This window comes from Geosporobacter subterraneus DSM 17957 (genome assembly GCF_900142145.1).
Classification (GTDB): domain Bacteria; phylum Bacillota; class Clostridia; order Peptostreptococcales; family Thermotaleaceae; genus Geosporobacter; species Geosporobacter subterraneus.
In genome coordinates this window covers 1-25,105 of the sequence record NZ_FQZV01000055.1, presented here as the reverse complement: position 1 = coordinate 25,105, position 25,105 = coordinate 1, and the positions used below count along the sequence as shown (strand labels likewise).

At 40.0% G+C, this 25,105-nt stretch carries 22 protein-coding genes and 2 pseudogenes; 4 read left to right on the top strand and 20 right to left on the bottom strand.

The genetic code is table 11. The features are described 5' to 3' along the window. Positions 1-213: pseudogene (locus tag BUB56_RS16080) on the bottom strand (transposase); the annotation flags it as partial. 155 nt (positions 214-368) lie between these two features. Between BUB56_RS16080 and BUB56_RS16075 the strand changes: the two are divergent. Beyond that, entirely contained in the window at positions 369-1,037 is a 669-nt protein-coding gene (locus BUB56_RS16075) for a TetR/AcrR family transcriptional regulator (protein ID WP_242946406.1), read from the top strand. 72 nt (positions 1,038-1,109) lie between these two features. Here the strand turns inward: BUB56_RS16075 and BUB56_RS16070 are convergent, their stop codons facing one another. From BUB56_RS16070 to BUB56_RS16055, 4 genes are all read right to left on the bottom strand, one after another. Continuing rightward, positions 1,110-4,688 carry an FAD-dependent oxidoreductase gene (locus BUB56_RS16070; RefSeq protein WP_110942299.1) on the bottom strand — a complete coding sequence of 1,193 codons (3,579 nt, stop codon included), beginning with the start codon at positions 4,686-4,688 and terminating at the stop codon, positions 1,110-1,112. 20 nt (positions 4,689-4,708) lie between these two features. Beyond that, positions 4,709-6,463: an NADH-quinone oxidoreductase subunit NuoF gene (locus tag BUB56_RS16065; RefSeq protein ID WP_110942298.1), complete on the bottom strand. Its 1,755-nt coding sequence runs from the start codon at positions 6,461-6,463 to the stop codon at positions 4,709-4,711. A 2-nt stretch (positions 6,464-6,465) separates the two neighbouring features. Next, complete coding sequence (nuoE, locus tag BUB56_RS16060) at positions 6,466-6,999, bottom strand: NADH-quinone oxidoreductase subunit NuoE (protein WP_110942297.1); 534 nt, start codon at positions 6,997-6,999, stop codon at positions 6,466-6,468. A gap of 278 nt (positions 7,000-7,277) precedes the next feature. Continuing rightward, positions 7,278-7,694, bottom strand: a complete 417-nt coding sequence (locus tag BUB56_RS16055; RefSeq protein WP_110942296.1) for a hypothetical protein — start codon at positions 7,692-7,694, stop codon at positions 7,278-7,280. A gap of 344 nt (positions 7,695-8,038) precedes the next feature. On the opposite strand from BUB56_RS16055, the pseudogene BUB56_RS16050 reads away from it, so the two are divergent. Further along, positions 8,039-8,566: pseudogene (locus BUB56_RS16050) on the top strand (DUF3841 domain-containing protein); the annotation flags it as partial. Between the two features lie 25 nt (positions 8,567-8,591). Continuing rightward, positions 8,592-9,167, top strand: a complete 576-nt coding sequence (locus tag BUB56_RS16045) for a DUF3841 domain-containing protein (protein WP_110942295.1) — start codon at positions 8,592-8,594, stop codon at positions 9,165-9,167. 183 nt (positions 9,168-9,350) lie between these two features. Here the strand turns inward: BUB56_RS16045 and BUB56_RS16035 are convergent, their stop codons facing one another. From BUB56_RS16035 to BUB56_RS16015, 5 genes are all read right to left on the bottom strand, one after another. After that, positions 9,351-9,521 (bottom strand): hypothetical protein, encoded by a 171-nt coding sequence (locus BUB56_RS16035; protein WP_190014625.1) that lies wholly within the window; start codon positions 9,519-9,521, stop codon positions 9,351-9,353. Between the two features lie 16 nt (positions 9,522-9,537). Next, on the bottom strand, positions 9,538-9,894 hold the full coding sequence (locus tag BUB56_RS16030) for a hypothetical protein (RefSeq protein ID WP_190014623.1): 357 nt from the start codon (positions 9,892-9,894) through the stop codon (positions 9,538-9,540). Then, a complete protein-coding gene (locus BUB56_RS16025) occupies positions 9,839-10,066 on the bottom strand; it encodes a hypothetical protein (protein ID WP_110942292.1) in 228 nt (75 codons plus the stop codon). Before BUB56_RS16025 ends, BUB56_RS16030 begins: the two co-directional genes overlap by 56 nt. 95 nt (positions 10,067-10,161) lie before the next feature. Continuing rightward, positions 10,162-10,311: a CDIF630_02480 family spore surface protein gene (locus BUB56_RS16020; RefSeq protein WP_110942291.1), complete on the bottom strand. Its 150-nt coding sequence runs from the start codon at positions 10,309-10,311 to the stop codon at positions 10,162-10,164. 333 nt (positions 10,312-10,644) lie between these two features. After that, a complete protein-coding gene (locus tag BUB56_RS16015) occupies positions 10,645-11,676 on the bottom strand; it encodes a GerMN domain-containing protein (protein WP_110942290.1) in 1,032 nt (343 codons plus the stop codon). A gap of 295 nt (positions 11,677-11,971) precedes the next feature. Here BUB56_RS16015 and BUB56_RS16010 point away from each other — a divergent pair, with 295 nt between their 5' ends. Next, the gene (locus tag BUB56_RS16010; RefSeq protein WP_110942289.1) at positions 11,972-12,325 is read left to right on the top strand and encodes an ArsR/SmtB family transcription factor; all 354 of its coding nucleotides are present in this window, start codon (positions 11,972-11,974) and stop codon (positions 12,323-12,325) included. Between the two features lie 180 nt (positions 12,326-12,505). Here BUB56_RS16010 and BUB56_RS16005 read toward each other — a convergent pair whose 3' ends face one another. From BUB56_RS16005 to mglC, 10 genes are all read right to left on the bottom strand, one after another. After that, positions 12,506-13,621 carry a Ger(x)C family spore germination protein gene (locus BUB56_RS16005; protein WP_110942288.1) on the bottom strand — a complete coding sequence of 372 codons (1,116 nt, stop codon included), beginning with the start codon at positions 13,619-13,621 and terminating at the stop codon, positions 12,506-12,508. Continuing rightward, positions 13,605-14,711, bottom strand: a complete 1,107-nt coding sequence (locus tag BUB56_RS16000) for a GerAB/ArcD/ProY family transporter (protein ID WP_110942287.1) — start codon at positions 14,709-14,711, stop codon at positions 13,605-13,607. Before BUB56_RS16000 ends, BUB56_RS16005 begins: the two co-directional genes overlap by 17 nt. A gap of 3 nt (positions 14,712-14,714) precedes the next feature. Further along, a complete protein-coding gene (locus BUB56_RS15995; RefSeq protein ID WP_242946405.1) occupies positions 14,715-16,286 on the bottom strand; it encodes a spore germination protein in 1,572 nt (523 codons plus the stop codon). A 166-nt stretch (positions 16,287-16,452) separates the two neighbouring features. After that, positions 16,453-17,454 (bottom strand): LacI family DNA-binding transcriptional regulator, encoded by a 1,002-nt coding sequence (locus BUB56_RS15990; protein ID WP_110942286.1) that lies wholly within the window; start codon positions 17,452-17,454, stop codon positions 16,453-16,455. Between the two features lie 43 nt (positions 17,455-17,497). Next, the gene (locus BUB56_RS15985; RefSeq protein ID WP_110942285.1) at positions 17,498-19,462 is read right to left on the bottom strand and encodes a beta-galactosidase; all 1,965 of its coding nucleotides are present in this window, start codon (positions 19,460-19,462) and stop codon (positions 17,498-17,500) included. Next, on the bottom strand, positions 19,447-20,505 hold the full coding sequence (locus BUB56_RS15980; RefSeq protein ID WP_190014622.1) for an aldose epimerase family protein: 1,059 nt from the start codon (positions 20,503-20,505) through the stop codon (positions 19,447-19,449). Before BUB56_RS15980 ends, BUB56_RS15985 begins: the two co-directional genes overlap by 16 nt. Positions 20,506-20,516: 11 nt before the next feature. Then, on the bottom strand, positions 20,517-22,019 hold the full coding sequence (galT, locus tag BUB56_RS15975; RefSeq protein WP_110942283.1) for a UDP-glucose--hexose-1-phosphate uridylyltransferase: 1,503 nt from the start codon (positions 22,017-22,019) through the stop codon (positions 20,517-20,519). A gap of 14 nt (positions 22,020-22,033) precedes the next feature. Next, a complete protein-coding gene (gene galE / locus BUB56_RS15970) occupies positions 22,034-23,023 on the bottom strand; it encodes a UDP-glucose 4-epimerase GalE (RefSeq protein ID WP_110942282.1) in 990 nt (329 codons plus the stop codon). A gap of 160 nt (positions 23,024-23,183) precedes the next feature. Continuing rightward, positions 23,184-24,344, bottom strand: a complete 1,161-nt coding sequence (locus BUB56_RS15965; RefSeq protein WP_110942281.1) for a galactokinase — start codon at positions 24,342-24,344, stop codon at positions 23,184-23,186. Between the two features lie 23 nt (positions 24,345-24,367). Continuing rightward, on the bottom strand, positions 24,368-25,105 hold a 738-nt coding region (mglC, locus tag BUB56_RS15960), incomplete at its 5' end, for a galactose/methyl galactoside ABC transporter permease MglC (protein ID WP_110942280.1).

Below are 25,105 nucleotides of genomic sequence, written 5' to 3'. Positions count from 1 at the left end.
CTTAAGATCTCTAATTTCTTTTTCTAGTCTTTTTTGCTCTGCATCCAATGGTCGAAGATTTCCCTTCCCTGGGAAAGCATCTTCTCCATGTAAGCTATATTCCGTTACCCACCTTCTAATTGTAGTAGGAGTAACACCGATATCTCTGGCTACATCAGTTGGTTTTTTGCCTAATTCAGTAATAAGCTTCACCATTTCTTTTTTATAGTCATCAGTAAATTTTTTTTATTACTCATAGCTGAAACACGTCCTTTCTATGTTTATTATAGCAACCTTTCTACGTGTCCAGCAAATCTAATACACTCTACTCTTCAGATGTGCTATAATAGTTATTACTTACATAAATTCTAGAACAGTTGGTGAAGTAAATGCAAAAACGAATTGATAAAAAGCTAATTCAAAAAAGACGTATGATGAGCTATTTTATTGAAGCTACCCATAAAATTATTGAAGAGGAAGGAATTGAGTTTCTGACCATTCGAAAGGTCGCAGATTTGGCAGGCTATAATAGTGCTACTCTTTATAATTATTTTGAAAACATCGATCATCTCATCTTCTTTGCGTCCATGAAGTATTTAAAGGACTATGCAATGGATCTGCCTAATTATACAAAGGGGGCAAAAAATGCTTTAGATCGCTATCTCCTTATTTGGGAATGCTTTTGTCGTTACTCCTACAATAATCCAAAAATGTATTTTACCATTTTCTTCAACCGTTTCAGTATATCTTTAAAGGATGCAATAAAGGAATACTACCTTATTTTTCCGGAAGAATTAGGCGAACAAACCTCAGATTTACTTCCCATGATGATGCGAACCAATATATATGATAGAAATGCAGCAATTCTTGAAGCCTGTGCTAAGGAAGGCTTTTTAGGTCCGGAAGATGTTCAAGAAGCCAGTGAAATAACACTGTTGGTATACCAGGGTATGCTGTCCAGAATCATGAATAGGCTAATGACCGATTCTATAGAAGAAGCTGTTGAAAAAACAGTAAAATACGTGAGGCAAATAGTCGAAGCTTATGGAAAAAAATAAATTGACTTAACTGCATCCATATAGCAGTACAAGCAAAAAAGACCCGAAATCAGGTCTTTTTTGCTTGTACTGCTATATGAGATTATCCTCCAATAATACATCTGAAAATTTTTTCTCCATACAGTCCGTAATCTCTTTTTTATCAAAGATTTTTCCCTCTCCTACGATCTGAAGTCTTGCCCTCCGATCCTCAAAGTTATATCCTCTTGTATACAATACAGGACTCTCATTTACTGGCCAAAATACACTGCGTTGTCCTGCTTTGTTTGCTTTAAAATACTCCGGGATATTCAAAGTAATTTGTTGGAAAATCTCATTCGGACTTCTATACTTAATATTATTGCTTAAAGCATTTGCAAGTTTAATCATTACTTGCCAGTTTTCCAATCCGCTGACAGGTGCTATCGCTTGTTGAAGCCTTTGAATCTTTCTTTCTGAACTGGTATAGGTTCCTCTAGATTCAGCAAAGCTGACTCCAGGCAAAACTACATCCGCTTTCTGCCCTGTTTCTGTTAGATACACATCCTGCACCATTAGGAAATTCAGCGGGCTTAGGTCTATCTTCGGTATATCCTCTCCAAACACGAGCAGACCCTTAATCTCACCTTGCTGAATACCTTTTTCGATTTCAAGCGGGTCTTTATGAATACCTAAATCCACTAGACCCTGACTGTTGTTTTTTGATTTTAACTGAATGATTCCGCTTCTCGGTTTTCCTACGTGTCCTGCTATTACAGCCATATTTGCTATCATTTTAGCTCCATCAGAAGTCACAAAGCTTTGGTCAAAAACGATCATTGCCTTCTTGGCATTACCATAGATTTGTGCAATCTCTTTAACTGCTTTTCCCACAGCAATATTGTTCAGACTGTTTTTTAAGCTTTCAAAGCCCGATACCCTATCTTCTAGTGGAGAAAAGCCCTCTTGAATTAATGCTTTGACCATTTGCTTTAAAAAAGAGAGGTCATTTTCAATGCTAACTTTCTTGTATGCCCATTCGTCGGCCATAGAATCAAAGGGATTCATCACAATCAGTTTTGCTCCCTGTCTTACAGCTTTCTTGATTTTCAATCCTGCGATGGTGTGATCCCGCATAATATCTGATCCAATAAGCAGTATTACCTCTGTTGCCAATAGTTCATCAAATGTATTGGTTGAAGCATCGTAGCCTAGTACATCCTTCAGTCCACTCTTTACATAGTTAAAGGAACATATATTACTTGTATTAAGCACTTTTTTCCCCAGCTGGGCTGCGAGATAGATTTCCTCATTGGTGTAACGGTCTGAAATGGATAATGCCAATGAACTGCTGCCGTAGAGCAGCGCTAAACTCTGTGCCTTCTTGGCGGTGTATAACACAGCCTCTTCCCAAGATACTTCCTGCAGTACACCTTCTTTACGAACAAGGGGATGCTTAATACGCATTTCGCCTTTTGCGATGTCAAATCCAAACCTTCCTTTTACACAAAGCAACCCTTCTTCTACTGTATGTTCTTTTACCGGAAGAGCTTTTACAAGTAAGTTCCCCTTCGTATTCAGGTTGATATTACAACCCACACTGCAATAAGAACAAACTGTATCGGTTTGCTGTGTTTTTATCGGAACAGACTTTTGAATTCTGAGCTTTTCTTGTAATGCTCCCGTTGGACACACACTAATACACTGGCCGCAGGAAACACAGGAGGACTCTTTCAGAGGCATATCCAAGGCAGGCTTTACGATGGCATCAAAGCCTCTCTCCACTAGTCCAAGAGCACCTACCCCCATCACTTCATCGCAAATTCTGATGCACAATCCACATAATATACACTTATCGCTATTTCGATCTATATAAGGATGTCCATCATCTGCACTTCGTTTATGCACTTCTCCAGATAATCTTTCCGGTTGAACCTCATATTGGTTTGAATATTCTAAAAGCTTGCATTCAAAAACATCATGGCAGCCACATTCAAGGCATCTCATAGCATCCTGTCTTGCAGCTTCTTCGCTGTAGCCTGCTACAACCTCCTCAAAATTTCTTTTTCTGATCTCCGGCGGCAGATGGGGCATTTGCGGTCGATAGGCTTTTTCTTTTTCAAAAAAGTCTTCCGCTCCTAAATCATGGCGTTCCACGTAAAATGGCTTCTTGTAGGGTACTACTTCTCCTTCTAAATATCTATTGATCACTTCTACAGCCTTCTTGGCATCACCAACCGCTTCGATGGCAATACCGGCACCCTTATTAGCAGCATCTCCTCCTGCAAAAACACCTGGAAGATTTGTCAGAAAGCTGTTTTCGTCTGCAGCAATCGTTCCTCTCTCTGTCATAAGAATATTTTCAAAGCCCTTCACATCTGCTAACTGTCCGATAGAAGCAATCACTGAATCTACTTCTATCAATTCTTCTTCTCCATCAATAGCAACAGGCATTCTTCTACCACTTTTATCCGGTTCTCCTAATGTCATCTTCTGCAATCTTATTGCAGAGACTTTACCTTCTTTCCCAACGATTTCAATCGGTGCCACAAGGAACCTAAAGGTAATGCCTTCTTCTTCTGCTTCTTTGATTTCCACTTGAGAAGCGGGCATTTCTTCTTTCGTTCTACGATACAAGGCATAGACTTCCTTTGCTCCCAATCGAATAGCTGTACGGCAAGCATCCATTGCCGTATTGCCTCCCCCTACTACTGCGATACGATCCCCTGTGCGAATGGGCTGATTAATGGCAAATTTAGTTAGAAATTCTATGCCTCCGATCACTCCATCCAGATCTTCTCCAGGACAGTTTAGCCTTGCACTTTTCCATGCCCCAATTGAAACATATACAGCATCAAAATGCTCTCGAATATAGCTTAGATCTACATCGGTGCCTACTCTGATTCCTGTGAGCATTTTTACACCCATTTTCTCTATAATACCAATTTCCTTATTTAATACCTCCTTAGGCAGACGATACTGAGGAATTCCATACCGCAGCATCCCTCCCAGTTCAGGCATGGCTTCATAAATTGCCACCTTGTGCCCCTCTCTGGCTAGATAATAGGCTGCAGTTAGTCCTCCCGGTCCTCCGCCAATAACAGCTACCCTTTTCCCTGTAGGTGGCTTGATTTCTGGCATAAAAACATCTTCGCTTTTTAAGTCAATATCTGCCACAAAGCTCTTAAGCCATGCAATAGATACCGGCTCTTCCACCAACTGACGTCTACATGCTGTTTCGCAAGGGTGAGGACATATCCTGCCAATACTGGCCGGCAGTGGCAGCTGTTCTTTGATTAACTCCAGTGCCTCACGATATTCTCCATTGGCAATTAGGCCCACATAACCTTGGCAATCTGTATTTCCAGGACAGGCTAAGGTACAGGGAGCTTTGCAATCCCCTACGTGATCAGACAATAATAGCTCTAAAGCAGTCTTCCTTGATGTCCTTACCCGTGCTGTATCGGTTTGTACAACCATTCCGTCACTGGCTTCCGTAGCACAGGCTCTTAACAGTCTGGGATTTCCCTCAACTTCTACTACGCATAATCCACAGGAACCATAAACCTCTACCCGTTCATCATAGCAAAGGGTAGGTATTTCAATACCATGGGCCTTTGCCACTTCGAGGACGGTCTGTCCCTTCAATCCTTTAATTTCCCTACCATTTATATTCAAACGTACGTACGGCATATATTTCCCCCTAACTCTCTTTATTCAATTTCTACTGCGTTGAAACGACAGACTTCTTTGCACTTTCCGCACTTTATACACTTTTCAGTATTAATCTGATGAACTTCCTTACGTTCACCACTTATGGCATCTGTGGGGCAGTTTTTTCTACAGATTCCGCAACCAACACAATTTTCTCCTATAATTACATATCGTATTAAATTACTGCATTGTTTTGCAGTACATTTTTTTTCATAAATATGGTTTTCATATTCTTGCCGAAAATATCGTATGGTACTTAATACTGGATTTGGAGCTGTTTGACCAAGTCCACAGAGGGAACCCTCTTTGATTTGTATTGAGAGACCTTCAAGTAGTTCAATATCTCCATCCTTCCCCTCACCTTCGCAGATTCTGTTAAGGATTTCCAGCATTCTCTTCGTTCCAATCCGACAGTGAATACATTTTCCACAGGATTCTTTCCGGGTAAAATCCAGAAAGAAGCGGGCCATATCGACCATGCAGGTAGTTTCATCCATGACTACCATTCCCCCAGATCCCATGATAGCCCCTGTTTTCATGATGGACTCATATTCTACAGGTGTATCTAACAGACTTGCAGGAATACATCCGCCAGAGGGTCCTCCCATCTGTACCGCCTTAAATGCTTTATCTTCCAAGATACCGCCGCCAATTTCAAAAATAATATCCCGCAGCGGCATACCCATAGGTACCTCAACCAAGCCGCCTTTTTTAATTTTTCCAGTGAGGGCGAAAACCTTCGTACCTTTGCTTTTTTCCGTTCCCAATGCTGCGTAAGCATCACCGCCGTGGTTTAAAATCCAAGGCACATTGGCAAAGGTTTCAACATTATTTATATTAGTAGGTTTTTGCCAGTATCCTTTTTGGGCTGGAAAAGGGGGCTTCAGTCTAGGCATACCCCGCTCTCCTTCTAAAGAAGCAATGAGTGCGGTTTCCTCGCCACAGACAAAAGCACCCGCACCGGCTTTGATTTTTAATTCAAAATTAAAACGATTTTCCCCAAATAGATTTTTCCCTAAATAGCCTTTTTCTTTAGCCTGCTGAATTGCCTTTTCTAATCGAATAATTGCCAGGGGATATTCTGCTCGAACATATACAATACCTGTTTCTGCTCCTATCGCATAGCCCCCTAGAAGCATACCTTCAATTAAGCTGTGGGGGTCCCCCTCTAAAATACTGCGATCCATAAATGCACCAGGATCACCCTCATCTGCATTACAAACAATATACTTAGGGCTTCCTACAGACTGCCGAGCTGCATTCCACTTAAACCAGGTGGGAAAGCCAGCTCCCCCTCTGCCACGAAGCCCTGATATTTTTATCTGCTCAATGATTTCCTCCGGAGTCTTATTTCGAATACAATTCTCGATGGCTGCATATCCACCTCTATTGATATATTGATGAATATCCTCAGGATTAATAATGCCGCAGTTTCTTGTAGCAATTCTCTTTTGTTTTTCTAATATGAGTCTATCCTCATGATCGATTCGATATGGATTGCCTCCATCTTTTTCAATGACTTCTTTTATTATGATCTCCCTTATTTTTTCTGGGGTTACCTTAACATAAGTAGTTTTGATCCCCTGATCATTGATAATATCTATAATAGGCTCTAGATAACACATTCCGATACAGCCTGTAATCTGTAAATCAATTTTCAATTTATGTTTCTTGATTTCATTCTCTATTTCAGCATAAACCTTTCCAGCTCCGGCAGCCATACCGCAGCTGCCAAATCCCACAATCATCCTCATGCCTAAGCCCCCTTTGATTCCTCATGTTTATTTCTGATTTCTTTAATAATCTCTTTCGCTTTTGCTGGTGTAAGATTGCCATAAGTCTCTCCATTGATCATCATAACAGGGGATAGACTGCAGCATCCTAAGCAGGCTACATTGTTTAGGGAAAATAAATGATCCTCTGTAGTTTCTCCTTCCTGAATTCCTAGTTCCTCACATATAGCACTCTCAACGGCCTTCGCACCATTTACATGGCATGCAGTGCCTTGACAGAGCATAATTAAGTACTCACCTACAGGCTTCAACCGAAATTGAGTATAAAAGGTGGCCACGCCATACACCTTTGCGGCCTTCGTATTTGTTTGATCAGCTACATACCGTAATATCTTCATCGGAAGATATCCGTATAGTTCCTGAGCTTCTTGCAGTATAGTGATCAAGCTGCCGGATAGGTTTCGATATTTGTCTAATATAGGATCTAGCTTTTTCACATCAATACTGGTCTCACTGGCATCTTCAATCTTCTTATTCTTTCCTCCACAGCAATGCATATTATCAACTCCTCACTAATATTTATCAGGTATTTGAATTTTTTTACTCGAATTTGCTACTTAAATGCTACTTCAATGCAAAGGTATTGCATGCTTCCTGCGCCTTTTTTAAAAAATTCTTACAATGAATAATTATTAATTATACCATAAATTTTACTAAATTATATCACTATTTTGTTAATTTTGTAAACTTGTTTATTTAGTAATCATGATTAGTTTTAGGCCAAAAAAAAGACCTCCATGCAAGGATGGAGATCTCTGATTTCTTTAGAACTTTATTACCAGAATCCCGGAAATCCAAATCCCGGACGACCAAAACCAGGTCTTCCGAAAAATGGTCTGCGCCAAATTGCGGTTAGCAGCAGGAACCAGAGCAATAGACTGCTGCCTCCAAAAAATTGGGCTGTCTCTATGGTTCTGCTTGAAGCGGCAGGAGCACCTGCTGCCAGTGCATTTTTCATCATGGCAATTCTCTGTCTAATCTGCTCATTTCCAAATCCTTCCATATTGCCCATAAGCTCTAAGTTCTTGAGGTGAGCATTCAGAACATCCTGTGATACTTCGCCACGAACCCTCATGATTTCAGCCATGATTTGTCTTTCTGAAGCACCTTCATACTGTTTCATATACTCTTGAAATTTTTCATAATGCGTCTTTTCCATAATCATAGGATTTAACAAATAACCATATTCCATTTTTCTTTTACCCTCCTTCCAAAGTTCATTCCCTTTGCACTATTAATCTATGTCCTAAAAATAATTTGGTTCCATGATTTCATTGATTCTTTATTCTTGTTCTTTATCTAATATACAGTATGCTTTAGGGGGGACAAGTGTTACTTTCTACTAGGCAAATAAATTCCAAACATCTTATTTTAATATTCTGACTATATCTTCTATTCTCATGGACTCTAGTCAGTTATACTATAATCATAGTTATATTTTAAACATCTCTTCAATGAAGGAGGATCTATATGGCAAGTATTCAAAAACCTACACATGATAAAATAAAATTATGGACGAGATAGCATAAAGATGTATTAAAGGAACTAGAAGAAAAAAGTTTCTACCATGTAAAAAAAGAATATATTTTAGCAAAAAACGATACAATCTCCAGCTATTACTTCCATCTATATGACTGGTATATATCTCATGCAGAGAAAATTGTCCCCCGTCCCGAGGGTGTTCAATATCCTATCTGGCTCTCTACCTCTTCAGATACTATGCTTCAGCCTGTTGAGGATACGGTTATTTTAGAACTAGAAGTAGAAAGGGAGCATGTAGTCATTACTGATTTTGATAAATGGGGATATGTAGTAAACTATTGGTACGTACCCTTAGATAAAGAAGATGAAAAAAAGCATAACGAAGAACTAAAAAAGAATGGTATAGGAGATGAATCCGCTTTATATATGAGCCATAAAGGAAATTTTTATCCGATGCTAAAGAATAAAATTATTAAGAGCTGGGAAAGAATCTTTGAAATTTCTGAGGAAAGTGATGTTCTGACGCAGGCTACCTTATGGGAGATAAAAAAAGAATGGCTTGTGAAAGTATTATACGATTAGAATCCTATAGACACGGAGGTTATCAGTGTTGAAGACAAGCTGTGACAACGGAAAAATTATACTTTGGACATCTCAAAGCAAAATTGTTTGGGATATACTGAATGAAAAGGGAATTTATCATGCAAGGAAAGAGTTTGTTGCAAAAAAATATGGAGAAGTCGCTAATATTTTTTTAGAAGCATACACATGGTTTATTCCTCGGGCTGAGCAGCTGGTTCCTAAGCCTCAAGGAGCAGAATTCCCCATTTGGGCATTTACTGATCCAAAATTTATAGGGCACCAATCCGGTTGTGTCATACTAGAAATCAAAGTGGATGCAGAGCAAGCCCTCCTCTTTGATCAGATGAAATGGAACCGAATCCTGAATCTTTCCTACATACCAAAGGATGAAAATGATGCACAAAAATTCGCTGCTCTTTTAGGACAATATGGAATCCATAATGAAGCGGATGCATATATGAAAAACTATTATCCTCATTTGAAAACGATAATCAAAAAAAGCTGGGATAGACTATTTGATCAAAATATTATTGTTTCAGAATCCCATCAGGCTGCTCTGTGGGAAATTCGAAGAGATTGGATTAAGAATATTTATTATTAATGTAGTATATTGAAACAAGCTCTGTACTCTACCCTCAGGATAGAAACAGAGCTTGTGACACTTAAAATTATGACAGCACTTTTCTTACATCATAAAGGGCCCGCAAAACTAGCCAATTTTGTGGGAAATATCTGCCAATCGTCCAATAGCTTACGCCGCCAAGGTTATACTCGTTTACCAGTCTTAGCTTTGCCTCAATGCTTCTGGCATCCTCAAACCATACCTCTTATGTTCTTTTTCCAACCCACTGTTTTCCTTTAGCTGTTTTATGACCTGGCCGACATCATCCTGATGCTTAAGCCGATGAGCCTGCCCCTTGGATGTATGATGGCTTGCCTGTCGATCATCGGTCAACCCCCTATAAATTGGTCTAAGCCACCTCAAATGAACCATGCTGCCTTCTCCAAGATGGCAGGTATCCTTGCCGGGAGCATTTATAGGATTTCTTCCAAAATGATATCCGGATTTTATCTGCTCTATTTTTATTTAGCAAAGCTTTTAAATGGCCCGGCTCCTCGTCTGGATTTGAAGCAGCCCATACAGAGATACTGACAGGCAACTCCTGAAAGGTTAAGCCAGTCTCCTCCATCTGCAGTCTTCCAGGCTTTGTACCCATCACATCTAACAAAATGTCCGTAATTTGAAGAGAGGTATCGGCCAATCGATTGATTTCATCGATAAATAAAATCCCACGATTTGTTAAATTCACAGCCTTTGATACGTTCAATTTGCGGCAGAAGTCCTCTCATTCCACGGATCATCGTTGTTTTGCCAATTCCTCTTAATCCTGTTGCATGGATATGGATGGGCGCTCCTAAATAGGTAGACAGTATTGCAATCTTTAAGCATTCAGCAAGGTTTTTGTTGCCACTGTGAAGTACGACCTCATCTCCGATCATTTATATATCACCTCTTTGAATATTATGTGCAGAAATGCTGGAATAAAAACTGAAAAAGCCATACCCCTTTGAGAAGGTATGACTTTTCAAAACAGCTACTTTTGATTTTCTTCTACCCATTCTTTTGCCTCTACTACAGCCTTTTCACTGGGTACCGTCACATTTGTTTCCGGATCCCAACAGGCTTTCTCTGCCCATGCAGCTGTTTTTTCCGCGCCAATACTTTTCACTTTATTTTCTGTCATGATTACTCTCTCCTTTCAACATTTTTCTTGTTTCGGTCTAATAATCATCTTTAGGGCTGTCTATTATATCCACTGTTTTTACATACTTTTTAATATTTATTATCATATACTACCCTATCCTATTCTCCTTAAATCCTTTTTCTCTATTCAACTCCATAATTTTCATAATATTCTTATTTCAATCCGAAAATTAGAGTGGTCTGCAATAGGCGACTTTGACGGGGTGACTTTTTTCAACTTGCTATTTCAGAGAAAGTGGCCTCGTCACAGAGTCGCGAAGATCTTAGGAGGTTTTTTTCGTCACCCTCAATCCTGCTTCCGCAGGATTTTTGTTTACTCTCCATAGGCCTTAGCCTTTTCGGGATTAATCGTAAAATACTCTCCATCCCTCATTTCGAAATGCCCCGACTGATAAGGCTTGCCTTCGATTTGAAGCATGACTCTTCTGACATTATAATTTGTTCCAAAGGTATTTACAACGCTCTCCAATATCTGACCTTCACTGTAGGAACCTACATTCATTTCCTGTACGAACTCTTTGGTAAAATTAACTACTACCAGGTCTTCATCTTCGTTGCGAAGAATCTCCAGTATTCTGGTATTTGGGCTTAAAGGTGCAGTAATATCCCGGTTCGGCGGATTTTTCAACTGAGCCTCAAACACTTTCTTTATATCCTCGTTGGTTTCAATAGGGATATTTCTTTCTACATACACTTGCTGCTCTCTGGTTAAATCAGGGAAGAATAGTGTCATGCTGTAATCCAGGGGTTGGTTCCTGATCATTCGTTCCAACTCTGTAATTACTTCAAAATCTGTAGATTGGAATACAGACTTAACATGACCGATCTTTGCTACATAATAATCCAGCTGCTTAGTGTTCTCACCCATGATCGTAACAACCTCGATTGCCCTGTAGGTGCCTGAAGGGGTTTCTACCTCCACATTTACTCCCGTGATGCTTCGCTCCATCCCATCAGTTAAAGTCCAGGTGTTTCCCTTCTCAAGGGGTTCCTTTAAGAGAATATCTGTCTTTTCCTTAGCCGCTGCTGTAATGTCTTCGAAGTGATAATGTTCTTCCTTTGAAATGGACCGGCGGATTTCTCCCCCTTCTATTTCAATCACTTGTGCCATGATGGTCCCAGGATTGATCACCCGAAGCTGTGCCCGATTTCCCCGAATATAGTCAAAAAACACTTGCTTTTCTGCAAACTCGTTTCCCTCCCCGCCATAGATGTACAATGTATTTTCTACGAAGGGGAAATAGTCCTGTAACGTATATTCTTTGTCGCCTGCTCCCCCGGGAGTCTTTTCCCTACACCCGGTTAGTAACATAAGTGCAAATAATAATATCAAAAATTTTTTCATAGCAGCACCTCATTTCCCGTTGTTTTTTGATATATTCTATTGTACCCCAAAATACCTTCCATTAGCGGTTTTTTTTCATATTTTGAACAGACTTTCACCCAATAGCCTATAGGTGTTTTGACTTTTATAATTACATTTTATATAATAAGATCAATAAAAGTATAAAATTACATATTTTTAGGCAATAATTTTCCTGTTGAAATAATATCAGCTATACAGGGCAATCTCCCTGTATGGTTTCAATTAAACTAGTTCTGTATTCACTCTTATTTTTATAATTTTGGAGGTTTAAAGTATGGATTTTGAAACCTTATTTAAAGCTTTAGGGGAATCTACCCGGATACGAATTATTCGTCTCCTTGCCCATAAACCGATGTATGTTTGTGAACTGGAAGCAACCTTAGGCATGAGTCAGCCCAGAATCTCTCAACATTTGAAAATACTAAAGCATGCAGGAATTGTTGATGATGCTAAAGAAGGACAGCGGAGCATATACAGCTTAAATCAAAATCTTTTAAACGCCTCCCTTTCCAGTTTTATATCTTTTTTAGAGGAGCCTCTTGAAAATGTAAATGGCTTTCAGGCAGAATATAACCGAATCTGCTGCCTGGCAGATGACCCTAGAATACGAACCTGCAAATCACTTTAGACATATCATCATGGCCTATCAATAGACCATGATTTTTTGATGATGCCAGGACTCAAGCAGCTTTAAAGATAAAATAAAACCTTATCCAACAAAATAACGGCTATATCCTTTAGTTCTGTAACAGGACAAATTGGCGCTTTTGTACAAAGCCTAGATTTTTATAAGTGCTTTACCCCTATCTTATTGTGCAATTCCTATGTTTTTAATTTTAACGGTAGTATTGATCTTAATAATGGCTTTGGAAAACTGTTCATTCCAGTTCTCACTGTCAAAATACTCAGGATACTGGGCTTTAACATGTTTCCCATAACCAATATTGTCATTTTTTAAATCTTTTTGCAGTATTTTTAATGTCCTGTTTAAATCTGCTTCGATTTCCTTGGCAATATAATCCTGGAGTTGCTCCAGTTTTTCCTTTGTAAATACCCTTTCTTCAGGCGTATACTCTCCAAGGCTGCAATGGATATGAATATTGTGATCGATATGTAGTTTAGTATCCTCCAGTTTTACTTTAATTTTACTGTTCCCGCCCTTTATGTTAATAGCTATGAATTCTCTTTTGTTTTGATCCTTGGATTTGTAATCAAAGGGATAGATCCCTTGATGAATTTCATTTCTCAATATCATAAAGGCTATACTTTCTCTTTTATGCAACTTATAGACAAGTCTATCTTTATTAAACAGCGCTACACTGTCCAAATTCAGCTCTTGTCTATTGGCGCCGTATTGAATAAAAGGCATAACCGGTTCGATACCGTCGGTATAATATTCATGGCTAAAGCTCCGCAGGGTTGTAATAGGTATTTTCGTTGATTCATAATTTTGTTGGATGGATTCATGCAAAAAATTGCTTACAATTAAAGCAGCAGGCGGATTCAAGGAAAGCAAGTCAACAGCTCTCCCCTCTACCACAATAAAGCGTGTAGATCCTCTGAAAAGCGGCTCTCGATACATGGAGTCCACATGGAGCTGAATACCTCGCTTTGCAGCGTCTTCTCCAAATACAACCATCTTAATATTGTCATAGGAAATTCTGCGATATGCTTTTTGCTGAAGATTGCATTTACCCCCACCAAAAGATGGTGCCTCTACCGAAAGTTGCATTTTCTTTTCCGAAGCTTCCTCAATGATTGTAGGAAATCCAATTGTAAACAAATAATTTTCAGGATTTTCCTTACTGATATCTACTCCAAGTCCATATACAAGCAGCAACCTTTCCAGTCCAATAGAGTCCCAACAAGCGGTTAAGGAAAATGCTGCCAAAATGATTATAAACAGTTTAATGATTCCTTTCATGCTTAAGACTCTCCTTCCTGATGAAATATAGGATAAATATAGCAAGCGGAAACACAAGTCCGAAAAAAACATTAGCTCTTCCTACCTTATCTCCTAAATCTACTACTTCTCTTGTGTTTTGAGGAAGCATTGTAATCAGAAAGATTATTGGTGCCAAGCCATATGCGAAGAGATGGATTTTCTCCGTGGTGAAAATGTTTTGCAGCAGTATGCATCCCGCTAGATACTGTATGCCTGCCGTGCCAAAAACCGTAAATACCCAAAATATTGTAAAGAATATCTCCATTCTCTCAATGACTGGAAATTCAACTGCAGTCAGATAGGTAATTGACGGATATAAAACATGTTGTATTTCCTGTGGTCCGTATAAAGCGATTTGTGCTGCTACAGTGGCAGTGTAAAACAAGGTTACCAGCAGTACGGCCGCCACTGAATTCCTCATAATAGGTTTTTGCTTGTCGGAAATGTAGGGATAATAAACTAAAAGCACCTCATACCCGGCATAAGAAAAAAAAGAAGGGATTGCACCCTTTATAATAGTGCTGATTCCCGTACCTCCCACAGGTCTCAAGTTTATGATAGATGCCTCCGGCAAGCCTACGAGCACTAATAAAGAGAAGGGAATTAACATAAATATAATGACCTCATTGTACCTGGCTAAGGCGGTCACTCCGTTTTTCACCATGTAGACTATCGTTATAACGATGATCAAATTAATAATCCATAAGGGTGTATTGGTTAAAAGCCAAGTAATTACCATCTCCGAAAGTATGCGAACCACTGTAGCCGTGACTAGCAGGGCGTATATTACATAACTAAATGCAACTATGTAGGCAAGCGGTTTACCCAACAGACAGCTGGTATATTGAACAAAATTATGTTTTGGAAAATGGCTGATCATGTAAACAATGATCATCATCATAAAAGCAATAAATATCCCATTGAGAATGACAGAAATCCATGCATCCTGTCGGGAAACTTCTGCCACTACTCTAGCCAAGGTCAAGACTCCTGTACCAATCATTATGCTAATCAAAATAACAAATGACTGAATAGCAGTAATTTCTCCATCGCTGTACTTTTGATACATTTTCTATAAGCCCCCTCTCCACCACCTAGTTTGATTCTTTTTATTGGCTGTGTTTGCACTTTCTCCAAGACGCCATAATGCCCCACGAAAAATCCCATCCTTTTTCAGGCCTCTATCAAAGGGAGCCAATGGTGAAAAATATGGATAGCCAAAAGAATCCAAGCTGCATAAATGGACAATAATCCAGGTCCATGCGATAATGATACCGAAAGCCCCAAAGGTGGCTGCCATCAGGATAATGGGAAACCGTATCAATCGTAAAGAATAAGAAGTGCTGTAGTGGGGAAGCACATAGCTTCCAATTGCTGTAATGGCTACTACGATGATCATGGTAGGGCTGGCAAGATGCGCAGTAATGGCTGCATCTCCAATAACGATCGCCCCCACAATCCCAATGGTTTGTCCAATGGTGTTGGGCAAACGAGCACTGGCCTCCCGCAACAGCTCTATGGTACCCTCCATAAGCAGGACTTCTACAACAGGTGGAAAAGGCACCTGAGCCCTGGTTTTGGATAAATGCAACATCAAATCCATGGGAATCATTTCGTGATGGAAGGAAATCAGTGCTATATAAATGGAGGGTAAGGAAGTTGCAATGATAAATCCTAAATATCGCAACAACCTAATAAAATTTCCAAACAGAATTCTCTCATAATAATCTTCCGGAGATTGAAATAGCTGAAAAAAAGTGATTGGAAGGATTAAAGCCTGAGGGTTTCCATCGATTAATATGATCACTCTGCCCTCCAGTAGATTGGCACATGCCTTATCGGGTCTTTCAGTAATCTGCATTTGTGAAAAAGGTGAATATGAGCTTTTTTCCAAGTATTGTTCCAGATAGCCGCTTTCGAAAATGCCATCAATCTGGATATCATCCAGCTTTTTTATGACATTGTCTAATAGCTGCTGATCTACAATATTGTCTATGTAAAGCACATAGACAGTTGTCCTGCTTTCACTTCCAATGATTTTCTTTTTTGCCTTTAATGAGGGGGTCTTTAACCTGCTGCGAATCAACCCAATATTTGCTTGAATGCTCTCTACAAAGCTGTCTCTTGGACCACGGACAAGACTCTCTACACTGGATTCCTCTACATCTCTTGCTTTTCTTCCCTGGCTGCTAAACACTAGCGCCTTCTCACACTGATCCATAAGAAGTATCGTATTTCCTGATAAAATTCCTTCAACCAAATCCCCATAGCTTGTTACATTATTTATTCTGCTGATATTAACGATCTCACCAATATCGGCCTCTGTCAAAGGTTCCTTGCAGCTGTGTTCTGCCTTCGATAGATAATATGCATTTAGCGGTCGAATGATGTTTTCGTTGACGATATTTATGTCTACTAAATTTATCGCATAAATTAATACGGCCTCTAAATAGGCCTCTCTAGTGCCTAATTTTATTTCCCTATAGACAATATCATCCATTTCTTTAAGTATTTCTTTCAGACAATCTCTGTTGATACTGAGGTCGTTGGACAGATGATGTCTCTTTTTGTTTCCCTGATCCACCAGCTCAATTTCTCTATGCTGACCATGAACACTATTCAATAGTCTATTTAAAAATCTCAAGAGTCCTACCTCCATATGCATGCATAACTATGTTTCTAGTATTTGTCCCGCAACAATAAATATATACACTGGAAGCTGCAAATTAAATGATGCCATATCCTATTAAGCTAATATTTCAGAAAGTACTTTAATAGATTCTAAGATCAAAAAAGAAAAAAGCAGCAATTTACTTGCTGCTCTCACGTAGGATCAGTTCTGAAGGTATAGTGACCTTTTTCACAATTTCACGGTTATGATGAATCCGCTCCAGCAATAATCCCACAGCAGTTATTCCCATAAATTCAGTGTGTATTCTAACTGTACTTAAGGGAGGCATGAGATATTTTGAGGTAGGATTATCATTAAAGCCGATAATACTTACATCATTGGGTACGTTAATACCCGCCTCATAAAAGGCCTTCATGGCTCCTATGGCAATAGAGTCATTGGCTAAAAAGAACGCAGAAGGCAAAGAGCCTTTTTCGATGGCTTTTTTCATCAGCTGATAGCCGCTTTCTGCGGTAAATTTGCCTAAATAGATCTGCTCTATGTCGAAAATTCCCTTTTCTTTTACGAATTCATAATAGGTGGTATCCCGTTCATCCTTTATGACCTCTTTATTCCTTCCCACATATTCCTTTCCGCCGATATATCCTATTTTACGGTGTCCCTGGTCATATAGATAGGACAGCAGCTTCCATACGGTGGTTCTAAAATCGCTTACTACCGAATCATGAATCATTCCTTCCGGCGAAAAGTCAACGAAAACAATGTTTTTCGAGTAGACCGAAAAATTTTCGATATCTTCCTTGCTAAATTTCCCGATGGCAATAACCCCGTCAATATCCTTCAATTCATGGGTTGTATACTTGTCGTCATTTTTAAATATTGTAGTAATCTCTATTTTTCTACTAAAACACTCTCTTTCGATTCCTTTACGTATAGACAGATAGTATGGATCCTCTAACTCTTGTTTTGGTGAATACCAATGAATAATCCCCAGGTTGATTCGTCGCTCTATATTCCGATTTCTTTCCTTAAGTGTCTTATAATCCAGTTCTTCTGCTGCCTCAAAAATCCTTCTTCTTGTATCATCTGCAACAGAAAGTCCTATATCATTATTGAGAACCCTCGATACAGTAGCAGGTGATACGCCAGCCTTTTTCGCGATATCTTTAATGGTAGCCATATGCTTCTTCCTTTCAATGGACAATCTTCATTTAATGCAGAACTTAAGATTTTAGTTCAGACCTTTTAAGGATTTTACTGTCATAAGGCAACATTCTGATTCCCTTATAGACAATCTCATCATCGGTATGATTATTGAGGATCAACCACTCCTCTTGGTCTACGTCCCGTATCATAATTTCCAATCCAACTGGAGCGTCCATCATTCGAATCCCTTGATCCGCAACTACTGTCCTGGCAATATCCTCTAAAATATATCCGTCTACACCGCCTCCTACATAGTAAACCCTGCCTCCTTTATAGGGGTTTACTGTGATGCAGGCATATTCATGGTAAAACTTATCATCATATCTATATAACACTTCAGCAGACTCTGGAGTGATCAAATCTCTCCAAACGCCGCAGTTACCTGCTTTTCCTTCACAAATTCCCTGACCTATGATATTTACTTCTTGCCCCTCTTGAAGGGACTCAGATTCTAATATTTTTATACCGGCCATGCGGTCAATGTAGCAGGGATAAAACTTCTGAAAATGCAAATTGTTGTCTCGGTCTTTAATCCCGGCTCTAAAGGAGAAAATAATGGTACCGCCCTTTTGAACAAATTCCTCAAACCGGCGTCCTAGGTCTTCATCGATAATCTGCATCACCGGGACAAGCAATACTTTATACTGAGAAAAATCCTTCTGGATGCTGATTACATCGATATTGGTATTTAGCTGATAAAAGGGCGTGTATAGCCTCACAAGCTCCTGGGTGAAATTAAAAGCCACAGACTGCTGCTGGGTATACCAGGACCAAGTATTATCATAATCGTACAGTACCGCAATATCTGATCGGATTTTGCTTTTGATTACATCCTCATAGTTTCGTATATCCTCCATATAGGATCGGACTTCTTCATATTTACGTCCCTTTTCATTATGCTGGTCGATGATTCCAAGGCAGAATTGCTCGGCGCCTCTCGTCATACCCCGCCAGCGAAAGAACAACAGATTTTCACAGCCATGGGCCATGGCCTGATAAGCCCACATTTTTGCCTGATTGGGTCGAGGCAGATAACCAATCACATTGTGCCCTTGGGCACCCATCAACTCTTCTACTATCCAATAATTTTTGTTTTTCAATCCCCGTATATAATCATGGGTCATGGCAATATGGGCTGGCGTTAATGGTTCCCGAAGCCCTCCCCATACAGGATAGTTGTCATAGGATGCGAAATCCAAGTGCTCAGCCATCACATTTTGATCATAGGCTTTTTCAAAGAAACCCCCATAAAAGTTGTGGGTAACCTCTTGGTGCTCTCCTTTCAGAGCCTTCACCAGATCAATCTGCATTTTTCCATAGCCATTGATAGAGTGAGATCGAAACCGGGCCCAGTCCAGTCGCAAGCTAGGATTATGGGTAGTAATGGTAGGCTGCGGCATTGGAATCTCGTCAAAATCATTATAGGTCTGGCCCCAGAATATGGTTCCGTACACTTTATTTAAAGTTTCTATATTTTCATATTTATTTCTTAAGAACTGTTGGAACTTCTCGTGGCATTGGTGGCAGTAGCACAGGTCGCTTCCTTCATGTCCAAATTCGTTATCAATCTGCCATGCAATGATATTGCTTTCGTCATGGTAGTGTTGTACCAGCTTTTCTACAATCTTTCCGCTGTAGGCTCTGTAGATATCAGAGTTGTAACAGTATTGCCTTCTCCCCCCAAAGACCCTTGTATGTCCATACTCGTCCTTTGATAGAATGGAAGGATATTTTTTCGCCAGCCAGGCAGGAAAGGTAGCTGTAGGTGTACCAAACATCACCTTCAACCCATGGTTTTTAGCTTTTTCAACAACCTTATCAAAAAAGGAAAAGTCATACCTTCCTTCTTCAGATTCCATCAAATGCCATGCAAATTCTCCGATACGGATGATATTCGCCCCCATATCCCGAATACGCTGCAAGTCCTCCTCCAGCATGTGATCTTGCCAATGCTCAGGGTAATAATCTACACCAAGATACACGTTCCACCCTCCTGAATCGTTGAAAATTTGTAAACTGTTCTATGATAATAGTGCTCTCCCACATCTAATATTCCTTGGTGGAAATGTTTATGGTTGATCCCATCGGGTTCATATTGCGTTTCAAAGCATATGCCGTCGTATTTGCTTCCTACTTTTCCATATTTCAACAGTTCCCCATTAGGATAGTTATAACTATAAATAACTACACTCGGGTAAGTAGTGGCTATGGTCATTTTTCTTCCGCTGATCTCATCCAGCATTTCGATTTGATCATCTGCGTCTTTTAGCATCCATGGATGATCATAGCCGTTGGTTCTTCGCAATTGTTCATAATCCTTCTCTAGATCCTTTCCAATTGCTTTCATTTCTCGAAAATCCATAGGTGTTTGATCTACATTTATAAATCGTCCTGTAGGGATTTGGCTTTCATTCAGTTCCAAAAACTGATCAGATTTGACTCTTAGCTTCTGTTCCGTCACCTTCCGGCGATAATTGCCTGACAGATTGAAATAGGAGTGGTTCGTCAGATTGCATAAGGTCTTTTGATCTGTAAAGCCTTCGAACTCAATTTGCAGTTCATTTTCTTCCGTCAGTGTATAGCTTACCTGTGCATTCAGATTTCCTGGATAGCCCTCTTCCATATGGGGACTGGTGTAGTGAAATACCACTGTAGCAGAATCCTTATTTGCTTTAACTCGATAATCCCACGCCTGGCGGCTGAAGTTGTTCAATCCCCCATGGCCCTGGTTTACACCAAAGTTCTTTGTCAACTTATATACCTTTTTGTCTAAGGTAAAGCTTCCATTGGCAATCCGCCCTGAAGTCCTTCCTAGGGTAACCCCCAAGCAAGAAGGATTATCCAGATAATCTCCAATATTCTCATAGGTTAATACAACATTTTCCACATTTCCATTTCGATCCGGAACCATAAGCTCAACAATAGTGGCACCATAATTCAACAATTTCACCGCCATGCGTTGTTTGTTTTCTATGGTAATCGTTTTTAAAGTTTTGGTTTCTTTTTGATATACTTCTTCTTTCAAAATCAACCTCATCACCTACTTAGACAGTATATAAACCGACGGAATGCTTCAATGCCCTTATGGTCCTGCTTAAAAACACCCGCATCCCAAAGAATTCTTTCAAATATTTTCCCAACCTCAGCCTTCAACACTTCATCAAAATCAATATCGGTTTTTCTGTATTTATCCTTTAATGCATAATACCAGGGTATATGCTTCTCCATATCTTTACACCCATCAATATTCTTTATTCCCTGAAGACACTGCTTCAGCAGCTCCAATTCTTCGATCAATCTTGCAGGCAGTACTGCCAGACCCATCACCTCAATCAGTCCAATATTTTCTTTCTTGATATGATGTACATCGCTATGAGGATGAAAGATCCCTAATGGGTGCTCTTCGCTAGTACGATTATTTCTCAGCACGAGGTCTAGCTCAAACTTCTGATCCTTATATCGGGCTATGGGTGTAATCGTATTGTGAGGTTCTCCCTTTGAATAGGCTAAAACATCTACTTCTTCGTCACTATAATTTTTCCAAGATGCCAAAATATGGTCTGCCAATTCTACCAAAGGATTCCAATTCTTATGTCGAATCCGTATCACCGATAAAGGCCATTTTAAGATTCCTACTTCTATATTCTCAAAACCTTTGACAGCCATAGCCTCCAATATGGGGGCTTTTTCCATTGCAAAAGTATAATTTCCCCCTTGATAGTGGTCATGGGACAGTATGGATCCACCTACGATGGGCAGATCTGCATTAGACCCAATAAAATAATGGGGGAACTGCTCTACAAACTCCAATAGCCGTTGAAAAGTTTCTCTAGTAATTTTCATCGGTTCATGATTACCTTTAAATATAATGGAATGTTCATTATAATACACATAGGGAGAAAACTGTAAAAACCATTCCTCCTGATTCAATCGAATAGGAATCACTCTATGATTCTGTCGTGCAGGATGATTGATACGACCATTATAGCCTTCATTTTCTTTGCATAAAAGACATAGGGGATAGGAACTGGATTTCATTTTCTTAGCAGCAGCGATGGCCTTTGGATCTTTTTCCGGCTTAGAGAGATTAATAGTGATATCGAGATCTCCAAATCTCGTACTGGCTTTCCAGCTTAGGTTTTTATTGGTTCTTTGGCTCCGGATATAGTTGGATGCATTGGAGAGTCTGTAATAGTTCTCTGTAGCAGTTAAAGGAGATACCTTATAATCCTCCCAGAATTTTTTGATAATTTCACTGGGTCTGGCCATGAGACAATCCATGATTTTCGTGTCCAGCAGGTCACGATAGGTTACTGTATTCTCGGTTAGAATTCCCTTCTCATAAGCATAATCCAACAATCTGTCCAGAATCGGCTGCGGTTCCTTCAGCACCTCTGTTTCTATCTCCTGCTCCTCATATTCATCCAGCTGTAAAACCTCTAGAATCCTATTCCGTGCGTAGATTTCATCCTCCGCAGCAATTAGTCCTTTCTGTATCCCATAGTTTAGCAGACGTTTAATTTCAATATATATATTCATAGGCCTGTCACCTCTTATTTCTTAAAACCTTGGGGATGGCTTTGATGCCACTTCCAAGCCGATGCTATGATTTCCTCTATAGCATTAAACCTTGGGCTCCAGCCTAAATCCTGTTTTGCTTTTTCACTAGAAGCAATCAGTCTTGAAGGATCTCCGGCCCTTCTTTCACCCAGCTCAGCGGGAATAGGGTGTGCCGTTACTCTTCTGGCAGCTTCAATCACTTCTTTAACAGAAAAGCCTTCGCCGTTGCCCAGATTATATACTGCGCTGTTTCCTCCTTCCCTTAATTTGCCTAAAGCCAGGATATGAGCATCCACTAAATCCATTATATGGATATAATCCCGAATACATGTGCCATCTGGCGTTTCGTAGTCCTGGCCAAAAACAGTGATATGGGTTCTCTGCTCTAATGGAACCTGTAAAATAAGGGGAATCAAATGAGTTTCAGGGCGATGGTCTTCCCCGATGCTCCCGCTTTCATGAGCACCTGCCACGTTAAAGTATCTTAAAATAATATATTTGATTCCATAAGCCTCGTCTGCCCACTTCATCATTTTTTCTACTGCCAGCTTCGTTTCACCATAGGGATTGGTAGGTTTCGTTCTATCCGTCTCTAAAATCGGTATATTTTCAGGTTCGCCATAGATTGCCGCAGTAGATGAGAAAACAATCTTTTTGACTCCATGCCGCTCCATAGTCTCCAATAGAACTACAGCTCCATATACGTTGTTGTTATAATAGGTGAGAGGTTCGTGAATACTCACACCCACTAAAGAGTTTGCAGCAAAATGGATAACTGCTTCAATCTGGTTTTCTTCAAAGACCCTATTTAGAAATTCCTTGTCCCGAATATCCCCTTGATAGAACTTTGCATCAGAGTGAACAGCATCCCTGTGTCCTGTCTGCAGATTATCGATTACGACTACATCCTCTTTCGCATCCACCAGTGCATATACACAATGGGAACCGATATACCCTGCTCCACCACATACCAAAACTGCCATAGATTATCCTCCTTCTTAAAACAAAGTCAAAGATATTATATTATATTTTCCGGAACTCCACAGGGGCCGTTCCCTACGTTTCTTTCAATATATCCAAAATCTATATGCACAGCGAGAGATTGTTTTTATAGACGAGGAAAACCGTCTCTCGCTGTACTAACTATATTTGCCGTGCTCCATCGTCAATGGAAGCTACATAAAAATCAGCTTTATATCCAATTCTATCTTCATATGCTTTACCCACCGCTTTGATAAAAGCGTCAATCTTATCGTTATATACCAAGCTAACGGTGCATCCACCAAAACCAGCTCCGGTCATTCTAGATCCAATGGCACCATTTTCCCATGCTGCATATACTAATGTATCCAATTCTGTTCCAGTAACCTCATAATCATCTCTTAAAGACCTGTGAGAATCATTCATTAATTTACCAAAAAGCCTAATATCCCCTGCTGTAAGGGCTTTTACTGCTTTGATGGTTCGCTGATTTTCATAGACTGCATGTCTTGCACGCTTTTTTTGCACCTCATTCTCAATCAAATGGACATACTGTTCAAAGATTTCTTCAGTAAGATCCCCTAGGGATGAGATATTTAGCTCCTTCTTCAGCGCAGCCAATGCACTTTCACATTCACTGCGTCTTTCATTGTATTTGGAGACGGTCAAGTCTCTCCGCTTATTGGTATTTGCAATCACAATGGAGATTCCCTCTAGCTTTGCGGGAACATATTCATATTTTAAGGTGTTTGTATCCAGCAGAATTGCATGATCTTTTTTTCCCATCCCACAGGCAAACTGATCCATAATTCCACAGTTGACGCCATTAAATTCGTTTTCTGATCTTTGGCTGAGCTTTACGATTTCAATCATGTCTATGTCCAGATTAAACAATGCCTTTAACAATACACCTGTTGCCAATTCAATTGAAGCACTGGAGGATAATCCGGCCCCATTAGGAATATTGCCATAAAATAGTACGTCAAAGCCTTTATCGATAACATATCCTGCATCTAGAAAGGTTTTTACAATTCCCTTTGGATAGTTTGCCCAATCATGTTTTTTATCAAAAATTAAATCCTCAAGATTTGTTTCAATTACACCTAGGGCTTCAAAGTTTTTGGAAAAGAATCTCAGCCTTCCATCCTCTCTTTTACGGGCAATTCCATAAGTTCCAAAACTTAAAGCACAAGGAAAAACATGACCGCCGTTATAGTCCGTATGTTCTCCTATAAGATTTACACGACCCGGCGCAAAAAAGGTATAGCACCCATCCTTTTCTTGAAAGGTTTCTATAAAATAGTTTTTCAAAGTTTCTATCATGGTGGTCCCCCTAACAAAACAAGCTATTTTTTCTTGATATACTTGCGGGTATCAATGGCTACCGCAGTGATGATGATTAATCCCTTGATGATATATTGCAGATAGGGATTTACGCCAATGAAGGCAAGACCATAGTTGATAACCTGAAAGATCAATACTCCGGTAACGACTCCTGCAACGGTACCGATACCGCCGCTGAAGGATACCCCCCCCACAACGCAGGCTGCAATGGCATCCAGCTCATACATGTTTCCTGTATTGTTGGTAGCACTTCCTACACGGGCTGCTTCTAAGGCCCCTGCAAATCCATATAATGCCCCTGCAATCATATAGATCAGCAGAATATTTCTTACAATATTCACTCCGGATACGGCTGCCGCTTCAGGGTTTCCACCAATGGCATAGATGTTTTTTCCCAACCGGGTCTTGTTCCATAAAATCCAAATCAGTCCCGTAACAATGGCGGCATAGATCACCAGGTAGGGCAGCATGAAGCCTCCGATGTTGATGCTGCCCTGGGCAAATCGCATGTATCTTGGATCCAATCCGCCGATGGGCTGGGCACCATAGGGCGGCCGGTCGAAGTAGATGGAGTTAAGTCCATAGACAATGATCATCATCCCTAAGGTAGCAATAAAAGGGGTTACTTTAAGCTTGGAAATGATAAATCCGTTAATGAGTCCGAAAATCCCTGTTATCACCGCTACCAGCAGGATCGGCAGGAAAATGGGCAAGGACTGAAGATCGGGATACATCCGATA